A 21,049-nucleotide genomic window follows, 5' to 3' on the forward strand; every position below is an offset into this window, starting at 1 on the left:
AATAGTTGGGGGATAGGTAGTTTCGATGGAAGTAACCGAATTCTTCATGCCATTCGATCCAGAGGGTCTCAACCCCCTGGAGGTCGAGGCCGAGGCCGGAATGTGGACCTGGCTCGAGAACTACGGGCTGGTACCAACCGAACTGACGCGCCGGCGAATGGAGCGCACACGGCCCACACGCATGTATGCGCTGTGGTGTCCAAGGGCCGACCTGGAGTCGCTGACCCTGCTGAGCCAGTACACCGCATGGGCTTTCGTCGTCGACGATCAGTTCGACATCGAGATCCCCGAGCCATCACGATGTTTGGATATCGTGCGCGGCCTGAACGGGGTACTCGACGGCGAACCGCCCTCGGGCCTGCTGGCGATCGCCTTCGCGGATCTCTGGGATCGCCTCTCGCGCGGTCGATCCGTGGAATGGCGCGAGAGCGTGCGCGCGGAACTGCGCGCCTGGTTGTGGACCTATTACACCGAAAGCGTGGGCCGCCTATCGGGGAATCTGCCGGATCTCGAGACCTATCGCGCACATCGGCGAGACGGCGTGGCGCTGTTCGTATTTCTGGATATCAGTGAGATCGCCGATGGCATCGACCTGCATCCGGGAGCCCGGCACCTGCCCGCCATGCACCGACTGCGGCAGGCCGCGGTCGAGCACATGGGACTGTTCAACGATGTGCTGTCGGTGCCCTCGGACGAGGCCTCGGGCTATCTCTACAACTCGGTGCTGCTGGCCGAATATCACTACGGGCACAGTCGCACCGAGGCGATGGAACTCGTCAACTCCATGCTGACCGAGTGCATCGAGCAGATGACCGATGCCCGCAAGCGGCTCCCCGACGAACTCGACGACGCGGGCATCACCGGCACCGACCGTGACGACGCGCTGATCACCGCACAGAATTACACGATCTATGTGCGGGCCAATCACGACTATCACTACCAGGCAGCCAGATACACGAGCGCACCACAGGAGGCACTGGAGCACGGCTCGCCGCTCTCCTGAGCGGCGACACACGGGCTGTTGCCGAACTGAAACCCCCACACAATACCGGTTTTTCGGTACGTGATGGGACCATGGGGCTTCTTCCAAAGCATGGCCGCCCCGCTACCGCCGGGTGGCTGGGGGAGGCCGTGTCCGAAAGAGCGGGGCCGACAATGCGAGTGTCGAAAACGACCAGATCCGCAGTGCCACAACGACTCGAGGGCAAACGCCGCTGGGGATTATCCAGAACCGCGGTGACCAACCTCGTCGGCCATACCGAAACCTGCCCCCGGGCAGCGGAATCCGGACCACACACGCTCGACGGACTGATAGAACGGCGCGCGCGAAGACAGCTCTCCGAGGCGCGCGGCAGCATCGAACCCGTACTGCGGGCCGCAGTCGCCTCCCTGGCCGATCCGCTGGATCGGATGGCGGGCTACCACTTCGGCTGGTGTGATGCCGACGGCGCGGAAGTCGAAGCCGCGCAGGGCAAGGCCCTACGCCCGGCCCTCACCTTCGCCGCCGCCACCGCCTGCGGCGGCGATCTCGACCACGCGGTGCATGCCGCCGCGGCGGTGGAACTGCTGCACAATTTCTCGCTCGTGCACGACGACGTCATGGATACCGACGCGTTCCGGCATGGCCGCCCGACGGTGTGGCGGATCTGGGGCGAGACCAATGCGACCCTGCTCGGAGATGCCTTGCAGGCCTTGGCGCTCGGCGTGCTGTCCGATGGCGTGCCCGAGCGGGTGACATCCGAGGCGGTGATCCGATTAGCCCGGGCCACCGTCATTTTGTGCCGCGGCCAATACGCGGACTGCGCCTTCGAGACGCGGGAGAACGTCACCGTCGAGGAATATCTGTCGATGGCGGCGGGCAAGACCGGGGCCCTGCTCGGGTGTGCGTGCGCCCTGGGCGCGCTGTGCGCAGGGGCCGACCATCGGACGGTGTCGGCCATGCACACCTTCGGCTGCGAGATCGGCCTGGTCTTCCAGCTCGTCGATGACGCCATCGACATCTGGGGCGATCCCGCACTGACCGGCAAGCCCGCGCACAGCGATCTCATCCACCGAAAACAATCCTTCCCGGTGGTCTGCGCCCTGACCTCGAATACCGGGGCAGGACGTGAACTCGCGCGCATCTACCATGCGCGCCAACCGATTACGGCCGCCCGGGCGGCCCGCGCCGCCGACCTCATCGAAGAGGCGGGCGGCAGGCAGCGCACACTCGGCCGCGCCACCGCGGCCCTGGAAGCCGCGCTCGAGGCCCTGCCCCCGGAGGTGGCGGCGGCGGATCTGACCGCTCTGGCCCACCTGGTGGCCTACCGCGATAGATAACTCCCACCGACTCTCCGAAGAGGGCCGTTCCCGGCAACCCGCGATCAGCTCCGGGTCGCGGAGCCGGGGGCGACCCGCAGGCCGTCGAGCGTCACCGCGAGGAGGCGCTCGGCGGCTTCGGGGGTGGTTTCGCAGGCGACGCCGATGCCGTGGCCGAACCGGAGCAGGTCGCGGGGTTCGATATCGGCTCGGATCGCACCCGCGCCCTGGGCTGCCTCGAGCAGGGCGGTCGACGCTTCGGTGATCACCGACCGGCACAGCGTGAAGGTGGGTGAGCCGTGGTCCATTCCGGCCTTCAAGGTGGTGGCGAGACTGCGATTGGCCATCACCCACTGCACCTGCTCACGCAGCCACTGCTCGAAAGCTTCGGCGGGGGAGAGTTTTTGGAGTAGTTCGTGGGCGCGGGCGCTCAGTTCCTCGATGCTGGATCGGTAGACGGCTTCGATCAGCACGTCCCGATTCGGGAAGTGCCGATACAGCGTCCCGATGCCGACCCCGGTGCGGCGAGCGATGTCTTCCAGCGGTGCGTCGGGCCCTTGCTCGGCGAATGCCTGTCGCGCGGACGCGATGATTCGCTCGTAATTGCGCAGCGCATCGGCGCGCATCGGCTTGCCCGTCGGCGGTGCTTCCACTGGCCCTCCACTAGAAAACGGATGGATCCTCCGGTTAGACTTGCGGAAGTGGAGGAACCCTCCATATGATAGCTCTATCGGAAACGGAGGTTACCTCCGTTTGATTCCCATTCGATGGAGCATTCCTTGTCCAGCACTTTGACCGCGGATACCCGTGTCTCCGCAACCCCCGAAGCCCCCCGGCTTCGCTCCGGCATCGTGCTCGCCACGCTGCTGACCTGCCAATTGATGATCGTCCTCGATATCACCGTGATGAATGTGGCGCTGCCGCGCATCCGGACCGACCTGAACTTCAGCGCGACCGGCCTGTCCTGGGTGATGAACGCCTACACGCTCGTCTTCGGCGGATTGCTGCTGCTCGGCGGCCGCGCCGGTGACCTGTTCGGCCGCCGCAATCTCTTCATCGCCGGTACCGCCCTATTCACGCTGGCCTCGCTGGCGGGCGGGCTCGCACCGTCGGCCACCTTGCTGCTCATCGCCCGCGTCGTGCAGGGCATCGGCGCGGCCATGGCCGGACCCAGCACCCTCGCACTGCTGACCACCATCTTCAGTGAACCCAAGGCGCGCATGCGAGTACTCGCATTGTTCTCCGGAATGTCCAGCGCGGGCTTCGCGATCGGCCTCATCGTCGGCGGATTCCTGACCCAGTGGCTGAGCTGGCGTTCGGTCCTGTTCATCAATGTGCCGTTCGGACTTGCGGTTTCCCTGCTGGCCGTGCGCTATCTGCCGCGCTCCGAGCGCAAGCCCGCACACCTCGACCTGCCCGGTGCGGTCACCGCCACCGCCGGAGTGGCCGCCCTGGTCTACGGCTTCATCAGCGCCGCCTCCCACGGCTGGGGCAATGAGATCACCGATATCTCCCTCGCCGCGGGTGCACTCCTGATCGCCGCATTCCTCGTCATCGAGTCCAGGGTCGCTCAGCCCCTGCTGCCCCTGCGCCTGTTCGCCGATCGCAATCGCGCCGCGGCCTACACGAACATGTTCTTCGGCCCCATGGCAGGCATGTCCATGTTCTTCTTCCTGACCCAGTACCTCCAGGAAGTCCTCGGATTGAGCGCCCTCGCAACAGGTTTCGCCTTCCTGCCCACCGCCCTGCTCATGTTCACCATGATCCGGCTCATCCCGCGCCTGCTACCCCGCTTCGGACCCAAACCGGTCACCCTGGTCGGCGCGGTCTCCATGGTGTCCGGCCTGGTCCTGCTGACCCAGCTGACCGTCGACAGCGGCTACTTCCCCCTGCTCTTCATAGCCATGATCCTGATGGGTTGCGGTATCGGCCTGGCCTTCTCGCCCCTGAACGTCATCATCATGTCCAGCGTTTCCCCCACCGAAGCCGGTGCCGCGGGCGGCGCCCTGCAAACCCTCCAGCAAACCGGAGCCGCCCTCGGCCTCGCCATCCTGGTCACGGTCTTCGGCACCGCCTCCGAGCACGCGGGCGGCTCCGCCCAGCACGCCTTGGTCGCCGGAATGACCACCGCCTTCGCGGCGGCGGCGGCCATAGCCGCCCTGACCCTCGTCGTAGCCCTGACCTTCCGAAACCCCCGTCCCACCAACTGATTTCACGCCAAGGCCCACCGGCTGGCCCCTCCGCCCGATCGCGAAAGGACCAGCCGATTGGCATTGCCGGATCGCGACGGTACGGCCGCCGATCGACTGAAGCCGGGTTTCCCGAAGGTGCTGGGGTCGGCGATGACGGTGCGATGCGCGGTTGGATTCACGCAGTAAGGGAGCCTTGTACAACTCGCGTTCCAGACTCCAAACCCGTCCTCGTTCTGGACGAGATGCTCATTATGAGAGAACTGTCGTTGCCTCGATCCTGGGTGGAACGTTTCCAGAGCAGCTTGCTGCGGTCGCAGCGCTGACGATCAAAGCGACATGTAGGTTGGTCGTGGGCCGTCGATTTCCTTCGGTTTCGCAGTTGATCGAGCCTCACCTGTTGCGACTGTCACCGCTCAAGTCCATCGCGTCCCGCCCGCTCACAGAGTCAGAACATCGACGGTAATCTGACCGTCGTGAACTATTTGGGGCGGCCGCCGATATAGCCCGCGGCACGCCATACCATCGCTCGAAACTGATGAGGTGCCATCAGTTGCTGTGCCGGCAGTCCGGCCAATGGTGCCGACACCCAGAAACATCCCGCGCACCGGTGGCAAAACCATGCTGCCTGCCACAGCCGGTAGCCGATCGGGCGGCCGCGGCGAATTCTCCGGTTTTCGCGGCTGAGCAGCGCCACGATCGCGAAGGCGATGATGGCGGGACCGGCAAAGAAGAGGAAGAATGCCGCAGTAACGATCATGACGCCGACGCTCTCACCGCTGGCGATTTCTGACCGCACGCTCATTGCGGCCGCCAGAAGACCCATCACGACCAATGGCGACAGAGCGATGCTCCACGCGACCGACGCAGTGGTCGAACGGAGCGCCGGTTCGGGAGCGGTCGCAACTGCAAGCGCTGATCGGCGGATTTGCGTCGTGGACGTCGTGCCGAAGACCGGCACGAAACCCGAAGCGGTCAACCCGATTCCGTCGAAGTGGCCACGGTCTTCGATCACCTCAGCTCCGGCAGAGGACAGAGCTGGCACACTCTGCAGGAGATCGCTCGATCCGCATCCTGGGCAGCAGACATCCGACGACACTGTGACCACTCCCTGCCAGATCAAGGCCCAAGGGTGAAATGTCGCAAGTCTACGTGGGAACGGGCGATGATCAACCGAAATATGGTTCAAGCCAGCATATCCCGGCACATACGGCTGGCTGTGGAGTGATCAAGCGTCCGCGGTACCCGCTACCCGCGGTGGTGATTAATGCCGGGCTCCCCGCTCGCCCGATCCTGGTCGGTCATTCCTTCGGCGGCATGATCGCCCAGAAGCTGCTTGGCATGATCCTCGCCGCCGCCGCGTGGCCATCGATGCCGCCCAGATCAAAGGCGTACTTCCACTCCCGCTTTCCGCCCTGTGCGCCAACCCTCCCGGTTTTCCAGATGGATCTCGGCCGCCGTCCGCACCACCCACGCCGTTCCCCGGTGATCACGCCGGAAACGTCACCGATGCGGACTTCGTCATCGATGGCGGCCCCATCACCACGACCTGACCCTCCGGTCTGGAAGCCCAGCCCGCTGTCAGTCACCTGTCAGCGGGCTGTCGGTGCTGCTGGGCATGGTTGCGAGCATGAACGCACACAGCACCGAGGCGCAGCGCCTCATCGAATCCCTGTTCCACAAGATCGACCGGCACGCAGCGCAATCCGGCCCGCAGGATCCGACCGTGGCCCTGCTCATTCAGCAGCGGACCGCCCGCACCCCGGGTGCCATTTACACAATGGCGCAGATGCTGATCGGTCAGGAACGCGCCATCGCCCAGCTTCAGCAGCAACTCGCCGACGCACGCCGGAACAACCAGCACACCTCTGAGCACCGCAGGGAGAACCCGACCGGCGACTTCCTCTCCGGCGCGGGTCAGATCGCCCTCGGGGTGGGCGGCGGCATTCTCGCCGCCGAAGCCATCGAGGGCGTCGCCGAAGGCCTCTTCGGCGACGACGACGATGACAGCTGGTGGTGAGCGTTCGATTCCTAGGTGACTACAAGCACCGCAACCATATTGGAGTGGTATTTGCAGTGGAAGGGGAACGAGCCGGCGGTGGACGGGGCGGTCAGGGTGACCGTCTCATTGCCGTCGACGTCGACCCCGAAGGTCTTCCCGTCGTCGGCCGTGACGCTGTGCTCGACCTTGTCATTGTTCTTGACGGTGATCGTCGCGCCGGGCGCGACCGAGGCCGGGACGTCGAATTTATTGCCGCTGATGGTGATTTGAGCGCCGGTGGCGGGGGCCGCGGTCGTGTTCTCGGTGGAGGTCGAGGATGTGCAGGCCGTGGCGGAGAAGGCGACGATCGCGAGCGCTCCGGCGAACGCGGCGAAGCGGCGTCGGGTGCTGGGTTCGAGGACCATGATTCCTCCTATCGTGGAGATATCCCTGTGACACGTAGTGCGGTGGTCACGGGTTCATTTCGCCACGCCGGAATAGGTCTGTATGCCGGACAGGTAGGTGGAGTGCACGGGGATGTCGGGGAGGGCGGCCACTTCCACTGTGCGCGGATCGGTTTCGAGGACCACCAGGTCGGCGTATTTGCCGGGGGAGATGGAGCCGGTGATGTCGTCGGCGAACAATTGGTAGGCGGCGTCGAGGGTTTGCGCGCGCAGGGCTTGATCGAAGGTGATCCGTTCCTCGGGTGCGAAGACGCGCCCGCTGCGGGACATGCGGCTCATGGCCACCGCCATATTGCGTAGCGGCTCTTCGGGTGTGACCGGACTGTCGTTGTGGAAGGAGATGGGCATTCCGGCGTCGAGAGCTGATTTGGCTCGGACCCAATGTGCGCCGTGGTCCTCGCCGAACAAGCCGTCGACCAGGACGTCACCCCAGTAGTAGAGGTGATCGATGAACAGGCTGCACGTCACGCCGATCCGCGCCGCCCGGCGGTACTGCTCGGCGGTCATGGTCCCGCAATGCTCGAGCCGCAGCCGATGATCCACGCGCGGGTATGCGGCCAAGGCCTTTTCGTACACATCGAGGATGGTGTCCACCCCGAGATCGCCGTGGACATGACAGGCCAGCTGCCAGCCCGGCGGGAAGTACGCGCCGAGGAGCTCGTGCAGTTGATCGGAGGTGTAGTTGGCGTGCCCGCGATGGTCGGGACCCAATCCCATGGCGGCGGTCTCGGGAGTGTTCAAGTAGGGGAACGAGGTGTGGATATTACCTACCCACGGGGAGCCGTCGACCCAGATCTTGATGCCGATCTGGCGGAACATGTCGTCGCCGTTCTCCACCGGGCAGTCGGTATGCAGGCGGCGATCCGACATTTCGTACGCCCGCGTGCGCACCTTCGCCAGGCCCTGGTCGTAGACGGCCTGGGTGAGCGGTCGCATGGCGTCGGAAAACCCCATGTCACTGACCATGGTGACCCCGCGCGAGGCCAGGTACGTATGTTCCAGGGCGAGCGGGCCGGGCGTGGACAGCTCCGGAATGACAATGGGGCCCAAGATCATCAGGATGGCGGCCGTCTCGAACGCCTTGCCGGTGAGATGGCCGTCCTCATCGCGATCGAAGTGGCCTCCGACCGGATCGTAGGTATTGTCATCGATCCCCGCGAAGGCCAGCGCGGCCGAGTTGGCCCACGCCAGATGCCCCGAATTCTGCCAGACCATGATCGGCCGGTCCGGCCCGAGCTCATCCAGCCACGCCCGAGTAGGCTCCGGGAATCCCTTCTGCAACAACACATCCAACCCGTTGAACACCAGTGGTTGCCCATCCGGTTTGCTCGCCAGGGCCGCGTGGATCACCGCATGCACGGCCTCCGCGGTGGCGCAGGTGACCGGGCGGATATCGACCACCGCTTCGATGAACAGCAACTGATCCTGCGTGGGATGCGCATGGGCATCGATGAATCCGGGCAGCAGACATCGCCCGCCGAGCCCGACGATCCGGGTGTCCGGAACACGCAGCGGCATCACCTCATCGATCGCACCCACCGCGGTGATCCGCCCATCGGCGACCGCGACCGCCTGCGGATTCGGGTAGCGCGGATCGACCGTGATGATCGGTCCGCCGACGAAGATCAATTCCGCTGGACTCATGACGCGCACCTCGGCTCAGGCTCGGAAGAATCCCGCTCGACTCGGCTTCGTCGACGATCGCTCGTATTCCCCTCGGGCGCTCCACATTACGCCAGGTCACCCCCACGCACGGCGGGTCGCGGGCATCCCGGCATTGCCCACCGCGTCCGGCACGACACCGAGCACCTGGTGCAGGCCGAGCCCGCCGTCCTCGAACCCGAGCGCGGAAGCGGCCATATAGAGCCGCCAGATGCGTGCCCGCCCCGCACCGACGAGCGGCACCGCCTCGTCCCACGCCTTCTCCAGATTGGCGACCCAGTTCCGCAGTGTCAGAGCGTAATGCTCGCGCAGGGATTCCACATCGCGCACCTCGAATCCCGCGCGCTCCATGGCCAGTGCGACCTCCCCGACATCGAGGAGCTCGCCGTCGGGGAAGACATACCGGCCGATGAAGGAACCGCTGCGCATGATCGACCCGCCCCGCGAGGAGATCGCGTGATTGAGCAGACGGCCCTCGGTGCGTAACAACCCGCGCAGGGTCTCGAAATACGCCGCGCTGCGCTTGGTTCCGACATGTTCGAACATGCCGATCGAGGAGATGGCGTCGAACTGCTCGCCGCCCAATTCGCGATAGTCGGACAGCCGGATCTCCACGCTCGCCGACAGTCCGGCGTCGGCGACCCGCTGCCGGGCGAGATCCGCCTGCGCCTTGCTGATCGTCACACCGACCACCTGCGCGCCATAGGTCGAGGCCGCGTGCATCGCCATGGATCCCCAGCCACATCCGACATCGAGCAGCCGCATGCCCGGCCGCTCGGCCAAACCCAGCTTGCGGCAGATCAAGTCGTGCTTCTCGCGCTGCGCGTCTTCCAGGGAGACCGAGGCGTTCGCGCCTTGGTGCCCATTGTCGTCAGCGCCGACGAACCGCGCGCACGAGTACGTCATACTCGGCCCGAGCACCAGCCGGTAGAACTCATTGCCGACGTCATAGTGATGGCTGATGGCCGCCGCGTCACGACTTTTGGTGTGCAATCCACCGCGACGGGGCCGCGATTCCTCGGCGGGCGGCTGCGGCCGACGGCCGAGCGCGCCGAGCTGCCGGGCCGCGCCCAGCGCCTTCCATGCGGCATCGACACCGAGTTGCGCATCGCGCGGGGCCGTGGATTGCAGGGCGCGAAGGATCTTGAAGATGTCACCGTCGAGATCCACCGCGCCGGAGACGAAAGCGCGCCCCAAGCCGAGTTCGCCCGGAGCCCACACCAGATGACGCAGGGCGTCCTTGGATCGAATGCGCATGGTCCCCGGGAATTCGCCATCGGGGTAGATCCCGCTGCCATCCCAGAATTCGAAGGCGATCGAGGGCTTGGGCCCCAACGCCGCGTGGAGAAGAGGACGAAACGCGTCGGCGACCGTAGGTTCGTTGCCCATGTGAACCACTATGGCGCACCGGACCTCACATGTTCCGGACCTGGAAAACAAAAAATCCCCCGGCCTGTCAGCCTAGGGGATTTACATGTAACCGGCGGTCACAGATACTCTCACCGCTCCGCATCGGCCTGCTGGGCGATACGTTGGCGCTCAGTCTAGCAGCGGCCCCTCAGCTATTCGACACCGAGGACGTTCCGTGGTGCCCTGTGCAGGTCGGACACCTGAGACTGGGACAATGGGCACAAACAGGGACGGTCACACACGGTAGGCACCGCGTTTGCGCATTGGTAACCCTGGCGTGAGACAACGAACAGCACACGACCCCGGGTATCCAATGGAAAGGTGGGCAGGACGTGGCACTCCAGGCGGAGGTACCGGCACTATTGCCGTTGCTGCGTTCGGCCGAGGCTCCACCGCCTCGTACGCTCGTCGATATTCTCGCGGAGACCGCGGCGGCGCATCCCGATGCGGCGGCCATCGATGACGGCGTGGTCAGCCTCAGCTACAGCGAACTCCTCGAGGAGATCGGCGAGACCGCGGAGCGTTTGCGGGAGGCCGGGATTCGCGCCGGTGATCGGGTCGGGGTGCGGATTCCGTCGGGGTCGCGCGAGCTGTACGTGACGATTCTCGCGGTGCTGCATGCCGGGGCCGCGTATGTGCCGGTGGATGCCGATGATCCGGATGAGCGGGCACAGCTCGTATTCGGCGAGGCCAAGGTCGGTGCGATCGTCACCGGCGCGGGCATTTCGGCGCAGCAGGGAAGCGTGAGCGCGTCCGATGCGGCGGCTACGCCCACGCTCGAGGACGACGCTTGGATCATCTTCACTTCGGGGTCGACGGGGACGCCGAAGGGTGTCGCGGTGACGCATCGCAATGCGGCGGCGTTCGTGGATGCCGAGGCGCGGCTCTTCTTGCAGGACAACCCGATCGGGCCCGGCGACCGGGTGCTGGCGGGGCTGTCGGTCGCCTTCGACGCCTCGTGCGAGGAGATGTGGCTGGCCTGGCGGCACGGCGCGTGCCTGGTGCCCGCACCGCGCGCGCTGGTGCGCAGCGGGATGGATCTGGGGCCGTGGCTGGTGCGCCGCGAGATCAGCATTGTGTCGACGGTGCCGACGCTGGCCGCCATGTGGCCCGCCGAGGCACTGGAAGCGGTGCGGCTGTTGATCTTCGGCGGCGAGGCGGTGCCGCCCGAACTCGCCGAGCGGCTGGCCGGATCGGCCGATCGCGAAGTGTGGAATACCTATGGGCCCACCGAGGCCACCGTGGTGGCGTGTGCGGCGCGATTGACCGGTGAACCTCCGGTGCGGATCGGGCTGCCCCTCGATGGCTGGGATCTCGCCGTCGTCGATGCGGAGTCGAATCCGATGGGGGAGGGCGAGACCGGGGAACTCGTGATCGGCGGCGTCGGCCTGGCCCGCTACCTGGATCCGGCCAAGGATGCCGAAAAGTACGCGCCCATGCCGTCTTTGGGTTGGGAGCGCGCGTATCGCAGTGGCGACCTGGTTCGGAATGAGAGCGCCGGACTGCTCTTCCTCGGTCGCGCCGACGATCAGGTCAAGATCGGGGGCAGGCGCATCGAACTCGGCGAGATCGATACTGCGCTGCAGAACCTGCCCGGTGTCAGCGGGGCGGCCGCCACGGTGCGAACCACCAAGGCGGGCAATAAGATTCTGGTCGGCTATCTGGCGAGCGCCGACCCGGAATTCGATCTGCACAAGGCCCGCACGCTGCTCGCCGAACAGCTGCCCGCCGCCCTGGTGCCCCGGCTGGCCGTGCTGCCCGAACTGCCCACGCGCACCTCGGGCAAGGTCGATCGCGATGCGCTGCCCTGGCCGCTGCCGGTCGGCGAGACCGAGGTCGAGCATGGCCTCGAGGGCACCGCGGCCTGGGTTGCCGGACTGTGGAATTCCATTCTCGGAGCCGATATCAGCGGTGCGAATATCGACTTCTTCGATATCGGCGGCGGCTCGCTGTCGGCCGCGCAATTGGTGACCGCGCTGCGCGAACGCTTCTCGCAGGTGACCGTCGCCGACCTGTACGACCATCCGCGACTGGGGTCGCTGGCCGATTTCCTGGATGCCTCGGCACCGGTCGCCGCCGCCGAAACCCGCAATGTGACACCCACTCCGCGACTTGCGCAGTGGACGCAGATTCTCGCGACCATCCCCCTCACCACGCTCACCGGATTGCAGTGGCTCACCTGGCTGGGCATTGTCACCAATATCGCGAGCTGGTCCGGCGCGATTCCGTGGATGCCGCACCTGTCCTGGTGGTGGGCGCTCGCGGGATTCCTGGTCTTCATCTCCCCGCCCGGCCGCATGGCGATCTGCGTGATCGGCGCGCGGACGCTGCTCAGTGGCGTCGAACCCGGCACCTATCCGCGCGGCGGGCAGGTGCATCTGCGACTCTGGGCGGCGATTCGGCTGTCCGAGGCCAGCGGTGCGGAAAACCTTTCCGGCGCACCGTGGATGGTGCCATTCGCGCGGGCGCTCGGGGCCCGCATCGGTAAGGGCGTGGACCTGCACTCCCTGCCGCCGGTGACCGGCATGCTCGAACTCGGCGACGGGTGCAGCATCGAGCCGGAGGTCGACCTGTCAGGTCATTGGATCGACGGGGATCGCGTGCATATCGGTGCCATTCGCATCGGTCCCGGCGCGGTGATCGGGGCGCGTTCGATTCTGCTGCCCGGCACCGTGATCGGCAAGAATGCCGTTGTCGCCCCGGGTTCCGCGGTGGGCGGCAAGGTCAAGGCGGGCCAGGAGTGGGCGGGGTCGCCCGCGGTGAAGGTCGGCAAGGCCGAGCATCCCTGGCCCGCGCGGACGCCACCACGGGCCGTGCACTGGATCGCGATCTTCGGTATCACCTCGATGCTCTTGGCCGCCATGCCGATTCTCGCCCTCGCCGCCGGTGGCGGGCTCATCGCCTGGTGGGTGCGCGGCGATGAGACGCTGACGGTCGCGCTCGGGCATGCGTTCGCGATCCTGCCGGTGGCCACGCTGCTGTGTCTCGTCGTGTTCGCGGTGACGACACTGCTCGCGGTGCGGGTGCTCAGTATCGGGCTCACCGGGGGTTACTACCCTGTGCGCAGCCGGGTCGGCTGGCAGGTGTGGACGACCGAGCGATTGATGGATTCCGCGCGGACCTTCCTGTTCCCGCTCTATGCCAGCCTGCTGACGCCGGTCTGGCTGCGGCTGCTCGGGGCGAGCATCGGCAAGAATGTCGAAGCCTCGACGGTGCTGCTGATTCCGAAGTTCACCACCGTCTCCGACGGTGCGTTCCTCGCCGACGACACCATGATCGCAAGTTATGAACTCGGCGGCGGCTGGCTGCGCATCGGCGACGCCAAGGTCGGCAAGCGAGCCTTCCTCGGCAACTCCGGGATGACCGCGCCCGGTCGCCGGGTGCCGAAGAACGGCCTCGTCGCGGTGCTGTCGGCCGCGCCGGAGAAGGCCAAGGCGGGATCGTCGTGGCTGGGCAGTCCGCCGGTGCGCTTGCGGCGCACGGCCGGTGGCTCCGATTCCGCGCGCACCTTCGATCCGCCGCTCAAGCTCAAGGTGTTTCGCGGGATCGTCGAGACCTGCCGGTTGATTCCGGTGATGGTGACGTTCGGTATCGGTCTCGGTGTGCTGTTCGCGCTGGCGTGGCTGGCCGAATCGGTCGGGTACTGGTTCGCGGCGCTGGTGTGCGGGCTGGTGCTGATGGCCGCCGGTCTGTTCGCGGGTGTGGTCGCGGTGGCGGCGAAATGGGCGATGGTCGGGCGGATCAAGAAGGTCGAGTATCCGCTGTGGAGCTCGTTCGTGTGGCGCAATGAGGTGTCCGACGCATTCGTGGAAACCGTTGCCGCGCCGTGGTTCGCGCGCGCCGCGACCGGGACCGCGGTCATGAATGTGTGGCTGCGCGCGCTCGGGGCGAAGATCGGGCGCGGGGTGTGGTGCGAGTCGTATTGGCTGCCGGAGGCCGATCTGGTGACCCTCGGTGACGGGGCGACCGTGGAGCGCGGCTGTGTCGTGCAGACTCACCTGTTCCATGATCGGATCATGGCCATGGACACGGTGATCCTCGAAGCGGGTGCGACCCTCGGGCCGCATTGCGTCGCGCTGCCCGCGTCCACCATCGGCGCGGGAGCCACCGTGGGCCCCGCCTCGCTCGTGATGCGCGGCGATACGGTGCCGCGTTCGACCCGCTGGTGGGGTAATCCCATTGCACCGTGGCCGGATTCGGAGGTGAGCAACTCATGACCGGGAAGTTCTACGAGGACCCGATCGACGAGTATCTGCCGCAGAATGGCAATCGCGGCTATCGGGTCTCGCGGTATGAGCTCGAGCTGGTGTACAAGGTGGCGGCCAATCGGCTCGCCGGGCGGGCGGCGATCACCGCCGTCACCACCGAAGTGCAGCCGCGATTCGCGCTGGACATGTCGCAATCACTGGGCGTCACAAAGGTTTTGGTCAATGGCGGCAAGGTGGCGCGCTACACGCATCGCGACGGCAAGCTGACCATCACTCCGGCGCAGAAGATTCCGGCGGGCGGGGTGCTCTCGATCGTCGTGCAGTACGCGGGCACACCGCATCCGGTGCGCGGCCCGTGGGGTGAGGTCGGCTGGGAGGAGCTCACCGACGGCGCGCTGGTGGCCAGCCAGCCCAATGGCGCGGCGTCCTGGTTCCCGTGCGACGACCATCCCAGTTCCAAGGCGAGCTACCGGATTTCGATCACCACCGACTCGCCGTACTACGCGCTCGCCAATGGCACCCTGACCCGCAAGCAGACCAAGGCCAGCCAGACCACCTGGGTGTACGAACAGCCCGAGCCGATGGCGACCTATCTGGCGACCATTCAGATCGGCCAGTACCAGAAGTACCGGGTCGGCTCCGCACAGCAGCCGGTCCCCATGCACGCCCTGGTGCCGCCGCGCCTGCGCACCAACTTCGAACATGATTTCGCCCGCCAGCCGCAGATGATGGCGGAATTCTCGAAGCGCTTCGGCCCCTACCCCTTCGAGAGCTACACCGTCGTCGTCACCGACGACGAGCTGGAGATCCCCATCGAGGCCCAGGGCATGTCGATCTTCGGCGCGAACCACTGCGACGGCAATCGCGGCGCAGAACGCCTGGTCGCCCATGAGCTGGCCCACCAATGGTTCGGCAACAGCCTCACCGTCCGCCAATGGCGCGACATCTGGCTACACGAGGGCTTCGCCTGCTACGCCGAATGGATCTGGTCCGAGGCGGGCGGCGGCCCCAGCGCCGACCAGCTCGCGAAGGCGGCCTGGCAGAACCTGTCTCGCAATCGCCACGACATCATTATCGGCGACCCCGGCCCGCAACTCATGTTCGACGACCGCGTCTACAAGCGCGGCGCACTCACCCTGCACTCGCTACGCCTGCAACTCGGCGACACGAAGTTCTTCGACCTCCTGCACGACTGGACGGCCCGCTACCGCCACTCCTCGGTCACCACCGAGGAATTCACCGACCTGGCAGGCCATCACAGCGCGATTTCCCTACGCCCCCTATGGGATTCGTGGCTCTACTCGAAGCCGCTCCCACACCTGCCACAGGCGGGGAGCGCTTCGGTCGGCTGAGCGGCCGCTACTCGGCGACCTCCATACCGAAGTGGTCATGGATTTCACGGACTTCCACGGCGGTGACGTGGAAGTCGAGGGTCCGACCGGCGATGGCGGCCGCTTCGTCGACGTTGTCGCACTCGATGACGTAGTACGCGGTCAGTTGCTCCTTATTGCTGGTCAGCGGTGCTGCGACGGCGACCGGGCGATCATTCTGAAGTCGTAGGGTCATGGTGGCATCCGGATAGGCGAGCCCGGCGCCATTGCGCATCGCCTTGGGCACATCGGCATGCAATGCCTCGTGCCGCCGGGCCACATCCTCGCGGGCCGCGCTGGACATGGCTCGAGTGTCCGCCGGATCCGCATACATCAGCACCATGAATTTCATGGTCACAGCATGGACCGAATCGATGGCCGCCACGACCGATCGGGCGATCTGTCAGCTCACCAAGCCCCGGCGGATGAGGAGCGGTTCGATCTCGGGGGCGCGGCCTCGGAAGGCCGCGAAGGCCTCGAGTGGGTCGACCGAGCCACCGCGCGAAAGCAATTCGCGGCGGAAGGCCTCGCCCTTTTCGCGGATCGAGGCGGCGCCGTCGTTGAACCAGTCCACCGTGTCCGCGTCCAGGACCTCGCTCCAGATGTAGGAGTAGTAGCCCGCGCCGTAGCCGCCCGCGAAGATGTGCGCGAAGTAGCCGGTGCGGTAGCGGGGTGGGATGGCCGCGAGGGCGACGCCCGCCTTGCGCAGTGCCTCATCCTCGAAGGCCTCGGCGTCCACGCCGGTCAGCGCTTCCGGCGCGGGCACGCGGTGCCACGCCCAATCCAGCAGTGTCGCACCGAGGTATTCGACGGTGCGGAAGCCATTGCCGAATCGCTCGGCGGCCTCCATGCGCTCGACGAGTTCGGCGGGCATGGCCTCGCCGGTCTCGATGTGCTTGGCGTAGTTGGCCAATACCTCGGGCTGGGCCATCCACATCTCGTTCACCTGCGACGGGAACTCCACGAAATCGCGGGGGACCTCGGTGCCGGAGAAGTACGGGTACGTCACGTCGGAGAACAGGCCGTGCAGGGCGTGGCCGAACTCGTGGAAGAGCGTGCGGACGTTATCCCAGGTGAGCAGGGCGGGTTCACCGGCGGGAGGCTTCACGATATTGAGGTTGTTGACGACCACGGCCTGCGTGTCGAACAGCCGGGATTGGCTGACCAGCGGGTTCATCCAGGCGCCGCCGCGCTTGGATGGGCGGGTGAAGAAGTCGCCGAGGAACAGGCCCAGGGCGGTGCCGTCGGCGTCGAAGACCTCGAAGACGCGGACCTCCGGGTGGTAGCCGACCAGATCCGGGCGTTCCTCGAGGGTGATTCCGTAGGCCTTTCCGGCGGCGAAGAAGACGCCGTCGCGCAGGACCCGATCGAGTTCGAAGTAGGGGCGCAGTGCGTCGGCGTCGACCGAGAAGCGTTCGGCCCGAACCTTTTCCGACCAGTACTGCCAATCCCAGGATTCGAGTTCGGTGTCGGATCCGGCGGCGTGCATGGCCGCGGTCAGATCGGCGGCCTCGCGCTCGGCATTGGCCACCGCCGGTCCGACCACCCGGCCGAGCATCTCTTCCACGGCCTCGGCGGTCTTGGCGGTCTGGTCCTCGACGGAGTAGGTCGCGTGATCCGGGTAGCCGAGCAGTGCGGCGCGTTCGGCCCGCAGGGCGGCCATGCGAACCGCGAGCGCACCATTGCCGCCCGCACCGAACCCGCGCGCCAGCGAGGCCGCCATCACCCTCCGGCGCAGATCCCGATCGGACAGTTCCGCGAGTACGGGCTGATTGGAGAAGTTCTGAAAGCTCAGTGCCCAGGCTCCGGGATGCCCGAGCGATTTGGCGTTCTCACTCGCGGCGGCGATCGCGGCCGATGACAGCCCGGCCAGTTCCTCGGGCTTGTCCACGATCACCGTCGCGGCATTGGTGGCGGCGAGCAGGTTCTGCCCGAATTCGGTGCTCGCCGTGGCCAGTTCCGCATTCAGTTCACGCAGGCGGGCCTGACCCGCCGCGTCCAGCCGGGCACCGGCCCGGACGAATCGGGTGCGGTACTGCTCCAGCAGCCGTGCTTCCTCGGCGTCCAGCCCCAGCGCATCCCGGCGGTTGTAGAGCGATTCGATCCGGGCGAACAGCGCGGCATCGAGATGAATGGCATCCTCATGCGCGGCGAGCTTGGGCGAGATCTCGGTCTCGATGGCATCGGTCCCCGGTCCGGAGTCGGAGCTCCTGATATTGAAGAAGACATTCGCCACCCGGGTGAGCAGCGTCCCGGAACGCTCCAGCGCCGCCACGGTATCGGCGAAGGTGGGTTCCCCGTCCAGCGCGGTGATCGCCGCGATCTCGGCCAGCTGCTCGGCCATCCCACGCTCGAACGCGGGCAGATAGTGCTCCTCGCGGATGTCGGCGAACGGAGGCAACTGGTAGGGCAGCGTGCTGGGCTCGAAGAACGGGTTGCTCGTCATACCCCGACCTTATGCCGGGACCGCTGACTGCGATCTCAGAGCTCCGATGTGGTGCCCGCAACCCGCATCCGGCCCGGGCCGCCTAGGCTGTCGAACGAGAAGAAGGGACACCTCATGAAGCGAAACCTGAACTGCCCCTGCGGCGAAACCATTGTCGGCACCGACGAGGACGACCTGGTCACCAAGACCCAGGCCCACCTGAAGGAGAATCACCCGGGCCACGAATACTCCCGCGACGAGATCCTGTTCATCGCATACTGACTTCGACACCGAGGAGTCGCTATGCGCTGGGTCTGGTTGATAGTCGGAGCACTGCTCGTGCTGATGGGCGTGATCTGGACCCTGCAGGGGCTCGACCTGCTCGGGCAGAGCGGCGGCATGAACGGCCAGGGCATCTGGGCGATCATCGGGCCGCTGGTCGTCCTCGTGGGTCTGGTGTCGGCGGGCTTCGGTCTGCGCAAGCGTTGATCGAATCGCCGCGGAACCGGCCGACGCCGGGGCCGATTCTGGCACAGTGGGTGGGATGAAACGGGCTCTCATCGTAGTGGCGGCCCTCGCCCTGCTGGCCGGATACAGCGGGGGCACAACGGTTTCCACGTCGGATTCGCCATGGCGGGAGTTGCCCGTCCCCGCGGCCGGAGCGCGAATCCTGGATTTCGTCCCCCTCGATGAGGGCGTGCTGGCGCTGGGATCGGTGCCCTCCGGCGACGGGCGCGCACCGGCGGCCTGGACTTCCACCGACGGCAGCCGCTGGCACACCGTCCCCGTCCAGCCGCACAGCGGCTACGCCCTTGCCGCGGAATTCATTTCGGCCGGACGAGGCGACCAGGTGGTCGCTCTCGGCCAAGCCTTCGGCGGCGCGCACGCGAACCCGCGCATGACAATCTGGGCCGGTGGCACCGACGGCCTCGAGGAACATCCCCAGATCGTCGAAATGTTCGGCGGCATCCATGCGATCGCCGTGACCGCGGCCGCCTCTCGCGAGCACACCAACCTCCTCATAGGCGCCTGGGACGGCCCCGAAGGCCGCTACGGAGCCGCGATCTGGACCTCCACCGACGGTGCGACCTGGAACCGCCGAACCGACGATCCGGCCCTGGCCTCGGCCCCGGGCGAACAAACCGGCACCTCCGATGTCGCCTCCAGCACAACGGGATTCGTGATCGTAGGCTCGACCCAGCGCGATGGCGCGCTCCACCCGCTGGAATGGACTTCCCGAGACGGCACGGCGTGGCAGCGAATCGAACTCCCCGGCACCGGCGCAACAGCCACCCGCGTAGGCTGCGCCGCCGACAACTGCACGGTATTCGGCCAAACCATCGGAACCTCCCCGCACATCCTCTGCTGGCCCACCCCCGATGCCCCCGCCGTCACCGGTCCGGGTGCCGGGGCCGTCGAAACCCTCCAGGTCATGGTCCGAGACCAACAGGTGCTCGCGGTCCTGAAGCTCGACGGCACCGCCCACCTGGTGTCGCTGACCACGAATTGTGCTAACTGGCAGGACATCTCACTACCGGTAGCGGCATCCAATGCCCGAGTGTCCGTCGTGCCGTCGGGTCTGCTCCTGGCCACCACCGACAAGGACCGCTCCCGTCTCTGGCTCCACTCTTCGTAGTCGTGTTTCATTCGTCGCTGCGCGGGCAAGCGAGATACATATCCGCGACACCCGAGAGACGGATACACGAAAGACGGAGACGATCATCATGGCAGAGTATGGATATCGCAGTAGACTGCGCGGCGGGACCGGAATCGGCGGAATCGTTGCGATCATTGTGGTCGTGTGGCTCATAATCGGTGCGATCGCAGCAGGTCAGAGGCACTACTACGATAGCGCTCCCACTAACTGCGCAAGTACCGGAACCATTGCTGTGACCATTCTCGCCGGGCCGCTGAATTATGTCGGGGCGAATCCCAAGGTGAATGATTGCAATGTCAATGTTCCGCAACCCAGTCAGTAATCGGCCAGGTGGCGGGATATCTCAGCGGTATCGGTAACAATCTAAACCGCGCGGGCCAGGTTGGTGGTGGCGTGCCGCCAAGCGGGGACCTCGGTCGGAATATTGTCTCCGAAAACGCATTTCGTGAGAACCGCGGAGGGGCGCGGGCGGGGAGTGATGCGGCGCGGGCGGCCGCCTGACATGGCGGCCGCGTCGTCGGCGAGGGCGGTGCAGGTGGGGTAGCGGTCGGCGGGGGTTTTGGCCATGGCGGTGGCGATCACGGCGTCCAGGCCGCGGGGGAGGGTGGGTTGCAGGTCGGAGGGGCGGGGTGGGGCTTCGGTCAGGTGAGCGGCCAGCAGGGCTGCGGGGTCCGTGCGGCGAAATGGTGGCTGGCCGGTGAGCATTTCGAAGAGGGTGCAGCCGAGCGAGTAGACGTCGGTGCGGGGGTCCGGGGGCTGGTCGCGGAAGCGTTCCGGGGCCACGTAGGCGAAGCTGGCCACGACACCGGAGATGGTGGCGGCATTGTCGAGGGTGCGTGCGATGCCGAAATCGCTGACCACCGCCTGCTCGACGCCGGCGACCGATTCGATGAGCAGATTGGCGGGCTTCACATCGCGATGCAGGATGCCCTCGCGGTGCGCGTGGTCGAGACCGCGGGCCGCACCCGCGATCAGCTGCACGGCGCGGCGGGGCGCAAGGCGGTGGGTGGCGGCGATGAGTGCCGCGACGTCCCCGCCGTCGATGAATTTCATTGCCAGCCAGAGCTCCTCGTCCTCGGGCCCGCTGTGGTCGTACCCCGCGACGATATTGGGATGATCCAGGCGCGCGGCCAGCGCCGCCTCGCGCAGGAAGCGCTCCCGGATCTTGGCATCGTCATTGAGCGATTCATTGAGCACCTTCAGCGCGATCCGATGCGGGAGGCGCGGGTGCCGAGCCAGGTATACCCGTCCCATACCTCCGGAGCCGAGCAACCGTTCGATCGTGCAGCCCGCGAAGACGGATCCCGGTTCTAGTCGCATCCCCCCAACACCTTTCAACAGACGGCAAAGCAGACTTTCGTTTGCACTTGCCATAGTCCGCGCCG

Annotated in this window: 19 protein-coding genes; 10 read left to right on the forward strand and 9 right to left on the reverse strand. The window is 66.3% G+C overall.

Features of this window, described 5'->3' with window-relative positions; translation table 11 throughout:
• The first annotated feature begins 25 nt into the window (after nt 1-25).
• Nucleotides 26-1,003, forward strand: coding sequence for a hypothetical protein (locus AB0N05_RS33145; RefSeq protein ID WP_364701283.1), 978 nt, complete (start codon nt 26-28; stop codon nt 1,001-1,003).
• 233 nt (nt 1,004-1,236) lie between these two features.
• Nucleotides 1,237-2,319 carry a polyprenyl synthetase family protein gene (locus AB0N05_RS33150; RefSeq protein WP_364701285.1) on the forward strand — a complete coding sequence of 361 codons (1,083 nt, stop codon included), beginning with the start codon at nt 1,237-1,239 and terminating at the stop codon, nt 2,317-2,319.
• Nucleotides 2,320-2,363: 44 nt separating this feature from the next.
• Here AB0N05_RS33150 and AB0N05_RS33155 read toward each other — a convergent pair whose 3' ends face one another.
• Complete coding sequence (locus tag AB0N05_RS33155) at nt 2,364-2,951, reverse strand: helix-turn-helix domain-containing protein (RefSeq protein WP_364701287.1); 588 nt, start codon at nt 2,949-2,951, stop codon at nt 2,364-2,366.
• Between the two features lie 126 nt (nt 2,952-3,077).
• Between AB0N05_RS33155 and AB0N05_RS33160 the strand changes: the two genes are divergently transcribed.
• The gene (locus AB0N05_RS33160; RefSeq protein ID WP_364701289.1) at nt 3,078-4,508 is read left to right on the forward strand and encodes an MFS transporter; all 1,431 of its coding nucleotides are present in this window, start codon (nt 3,078-3,080) and stop codon (nt 4,506-4,508) included.
• A gap of 460 nt (nt 4,509-4,968) precedes the next feature.
• Here the strand turns inward: AB0N05_RS33160 and AB0N05_RS33165 are convergent, their stop codons facing one another.
• Both AB0N05_RS33165 and AB0N05_RS33170 read right to left on the reverse strand, forming a co-directional pair.
• The gene (locus AB0N05_RS33165) at nt 4,969-5,502 is read right to left on the reverse strand and encodes a hypothetical protein (protein ID WP_364701291.1); all 534 of its coding nucleotides are present in this window, start codon (nt 5,500-5,502) and stop codon (nt 4,969-4,971) included.
• 286 nt (nt 5,503-5,788) lie between these two features.
• Nucleotides 5,789-6,076: a hypothetical protein gene (locus AB0N05_RS33170; RefSeq protein WP_364701293.1), complete on the reverse strand. Its 288-nt coding sequence runs from the start codon at nt 6,074-6,076 to the stop codon at nt 5,789-5,791.
• Nucleotides 6,077-6,117: 41 nt separating this feature from the next.
• On the opposite strand from AB0N05_RS33170, the gene AB0N05_RS33175 reads away from it, so the two are divergent.
• Nucleotides 6,118-6,507 (forward strand): DUF2076 family protein, encoded by a 390-nt coding sequence (locus AB0N05_RS33175; protein WP_364701295.1) that lies wholly within the window; start codon nt 6,118-6,120, stop codon nt 6,505-6,507.
• Nucleotides 6,508-6,518: 11 nt separating this feature from the next.
• On the opposite strand, the gene AB0N05_RS33180 is transcribed toward AB0N05_RS33175, so the two are convergent.
• The 3 genes from AB0N05_RS33180 to AB0N05_RS33190 form a co-directional block, all read right to left on the reverse strand.
• Nucleotides 6,519-6,893 (reverse strand): cupredoxin domain-containing protein, encoded by a 375-nt coding sequence (locus AB0N05_RS33180; protein WP_364701297.1) that lies wholly within the window; start codon nt 6,891-6,893, stop codon nt 6,519-6,521.
• Between the two features lie 54 nt (nt 6,894-6,947).
• Nucleotides 6,948-8,576 (reverse strand): amidohydrolase, encoded by a 1,629-nt coding sequence (locus tag AB0N05_RS33185; protein WP_364701299.1) that lies wholly within the window; start codon nt 8,574-8,576, stop codon nt 6,948-6,950.
• A gap of 96 nt (nt 8,577-8,672) precedes the next feature.
• The gene (locus AB0N05_RS33190; RefSeq protein WP_364701301.1) at nt 8,673-9,983 is read right to left on the reverse strand and encodes a cyclopropane-fatty-acyl-phospholipid synthase family protein; all 1,311 of its coding nucleotides are present in this window, start codon (nt 9,981-9,983) and stop codon (nt 8,673-8,675) included.
• A gap of 353 nt (nt 9,984-10,336) precedes the next feature.
• On the opposite strand from AB0N05_RS33190, the gene AB0N05_RS33195 reads away from it, so the two are divergent.
• Together AB0N05_RS33195 and AB0N05_RS33200 are read left to right on the forward strand one after the other, a co-directional pair.
• On the forward strand, nt 10,337-14,221 hold the full coding sequence (locus AB0N05_RS33195) for a Pls/PosA family non-ribosomal peptide synthetase (RefSeq protein WP_364701303.1): 3,885 nt from the start codon (nt 10,337-10,339) through the stop codon (nt 14,219-14,221).
• Nucleotides 14,218-15,564, forward strand: a complete 1,347-nt coding sequence (locus tag AB0N05_RS33200) for a M1 family metallopeptidase (RefSeq protein WP_364701305.1) — start codon at nt 14,218-14,220, stop codon at nt 15,562-15,564. The genes AB0N05_RS33195 and AB0N05_RS33200 overlap by 4 nt, the downstream gene beginning before the upstream one ends.
• 7 nt (nt 15,565-15,571) lie before the next feature.
• Here AB0N05_RS33200 and AB0N05_RS33205 read toward each other — a convergent pair whose 3' ends face one another.
• On the reverse strand, nt 15,572-15,934 hold the full coding sequence (locus AB0N05_RS33205) for a YciI family protein (RefSeq protein ID WP_364701307.1): 363 nt from the start codon (nt 15,932-15,934) through the stop codon (nt 15,572-15,574).
• A gap of 51 nt (nt 15,935-15,985) precedes the next feature.
• Entirely contained in the window at nt 15,986-18,028 is a 2,043-nt protein-coding gene (locus AB0N05_RS33210; protein WP_364701309.1) for a M3 family metallopeptidase, read from the reverse strand.
• A gap of 114 nt (nt 18,029-18,142) precedes the next feature.
• Here AB0N05_RS33210 and AB0N05_RS33215 point away from each other — a divergent pair, with 114 nt between their 5' ends.
• The 4 genes from AB0N05_RS33215 to AB0N05_RS33230 all read left to right on the forward strand — a co-directional run bounded on the left by AB0N05_RS33215 (nt 18,143) and on the right by AB0N05_RS33230 (nt 19,986).
• A complete protein-coding gene (locus tag AB0N05_RS33215) occupies nt 18,143-18,289 on the forward strand; it encodes a DUF1059 domain-containing protein (RefSeq protein ID WP_364701311.1) in 147 nt (48 codons plus the stop codon).
• A gap of 21 nt (nt 18,290-18,310) precedes the next feature.
• Nucleotides 18,311-18,496 carry a hypothetical protein gene (locus AB0N05_RS33220; RefSeq protein ID WP_364701313.1) on the forward strand — a complete coding sequence of 62 codons (186 nt, stop codon included), beginning with the start codon at nt 18,311-18,313 and terminating at the stop codon, nt 18,494-18,496.
• 55 nt (nt 18,497-18,551) lie between these two features.
• Entirely contained in the window at nt 18,552-19,643 is a 1,092-nt protein-coding gene (locus AB0N05_RS33225) for a hypothetical protein (protein ID WP_364701315.1), read from the forward strand.
• An 88-nt stretch (nt 19,644-19,731) separates the two neighbouring features.
• A complete protein-coding gene (locus AB0N05_RS33230) occupies nt 19,732-19,986 on the forward strand; it encodes a hypothetical protein (RefSeq protein ID WP_364701317.1) in 255 nt (84 codons plus the stop codon).
• Nucleotides 19,987-20,027: 41 nt separating this feature from the next.
• Here the strand turns inward: AB0N05_RS33230 and AB0N05_RS33235 are convergent, their stop codons facing one another.
• A complete protein-coding gene (locus AB0N05_RS33235; protein ID WP_364701319.1) occupies nt 20,028-20,984 on the reverse strand; it encodes a serine/threonine-protein kinase in 957 nt (318 codons plus the stop codon).
• Between the last annotated feature and the right edge of the window lie 65 nt (nt 20,985-21,049).

Origin of the sequence: Nocardia sp. NPDC051030 (assembly GCF_040683015.1) — a bacterium.
Taxonomy (GTDB): Bacteria; Actinomycetota; Actinomycetes; order Mycobacteriales; family Mycobacteriaceae; genus Nocardia.

Coding starts and splice junctions, on each gene's coding strand:
- AB0N05_RS33145 (WP_364701283.1), top strand. CDS start 26: ATGGAAGTAACCGAATTCTTCATGCCATTCGATCCAGAGGGTCTCAAC.
- AB0N05_RS33175 (WP_364701295.1), top strand. CDS start 6,118: ATGAACGCACACAGCACCGAGGCGCAGCGCCTCATCGAATCCCTGTTC.
- AB0N05_RS33180 (WP_364701297.1), bottom strand. CDS start 6,893: ATGGTCCTCGAACCCAGCACCCGACGCCGCTTCGCCGCGTTCGCCGGA.
- AB0N05_RS33185 (WP_364701299.1), bottom strand. CDS start 8,576: ATGAGTCCAGCGGAATTGATCTTCGTCGGCGGACCGATCATCACGGTC.
- AB0N05_RS33190 (WP_364701301.1), bottom strand. CDS start 9,983: ATGGGCAACGAACCTACGGTCGCCGACGCGTTTCGTCCTCTTCTCCAC.
- AB0N05_RS33200 (WP_364701305.1), top strand. CDS start 14,218: ATGACCGGGAAGTTCTACGAGGACCCGATCGACGAGTATCTGCCGCAG.
- AB0N05_RS33205 (WP_364701307.1), bottom strand. CDS start 15,934: ATGAAATTCATGGTGCTGATGTATGCGGATCCGGCGGACACTCGAGCC.
- AB0N05_RS33210 (WP_364701309.1), bottom strand. CDS start 18,028: ATGACGAGCAACCCGTTCTTCGAGCCCAGCACGCTGCCCTACCAGTTG.
- AB0N05_RS33215 (WP_364701311.1), top strand. CDS start 18,143: ATGAAGCGAAACCTGAACTGCCCCTGCGGCGAAACCATTGTCGGCACC.
- AB0N05_RS33220 (WP_364701313.1), top strand. CDS start 18,311: ATGCGCTGGGTCTGGTTGATAGTCGGAGCACTGCTCGTGCTGATGGGC.
- AB0N05_RS33225 (WP_364701315.1), top strand. CDS start 18,552: ATGAAACGGGCTCTCATCGTAGTGGCGGCCCTCGCCCTGCTGGCCGGA.
- AB0N05_RS33230 (WP_364701317.1), top strand. CDS start 19,732: ATGGCAGAGTATGGATATCGCAGTAGACTGCGCGGCGGGACCGGAATC.
- AB0N05_RS33235 (WP_364701319.1), bottom strand. CDS start 20,984: ATGCGACTAGAACCGGGATCCGTCTTCGCGGGCTGCACGATCGAACGG.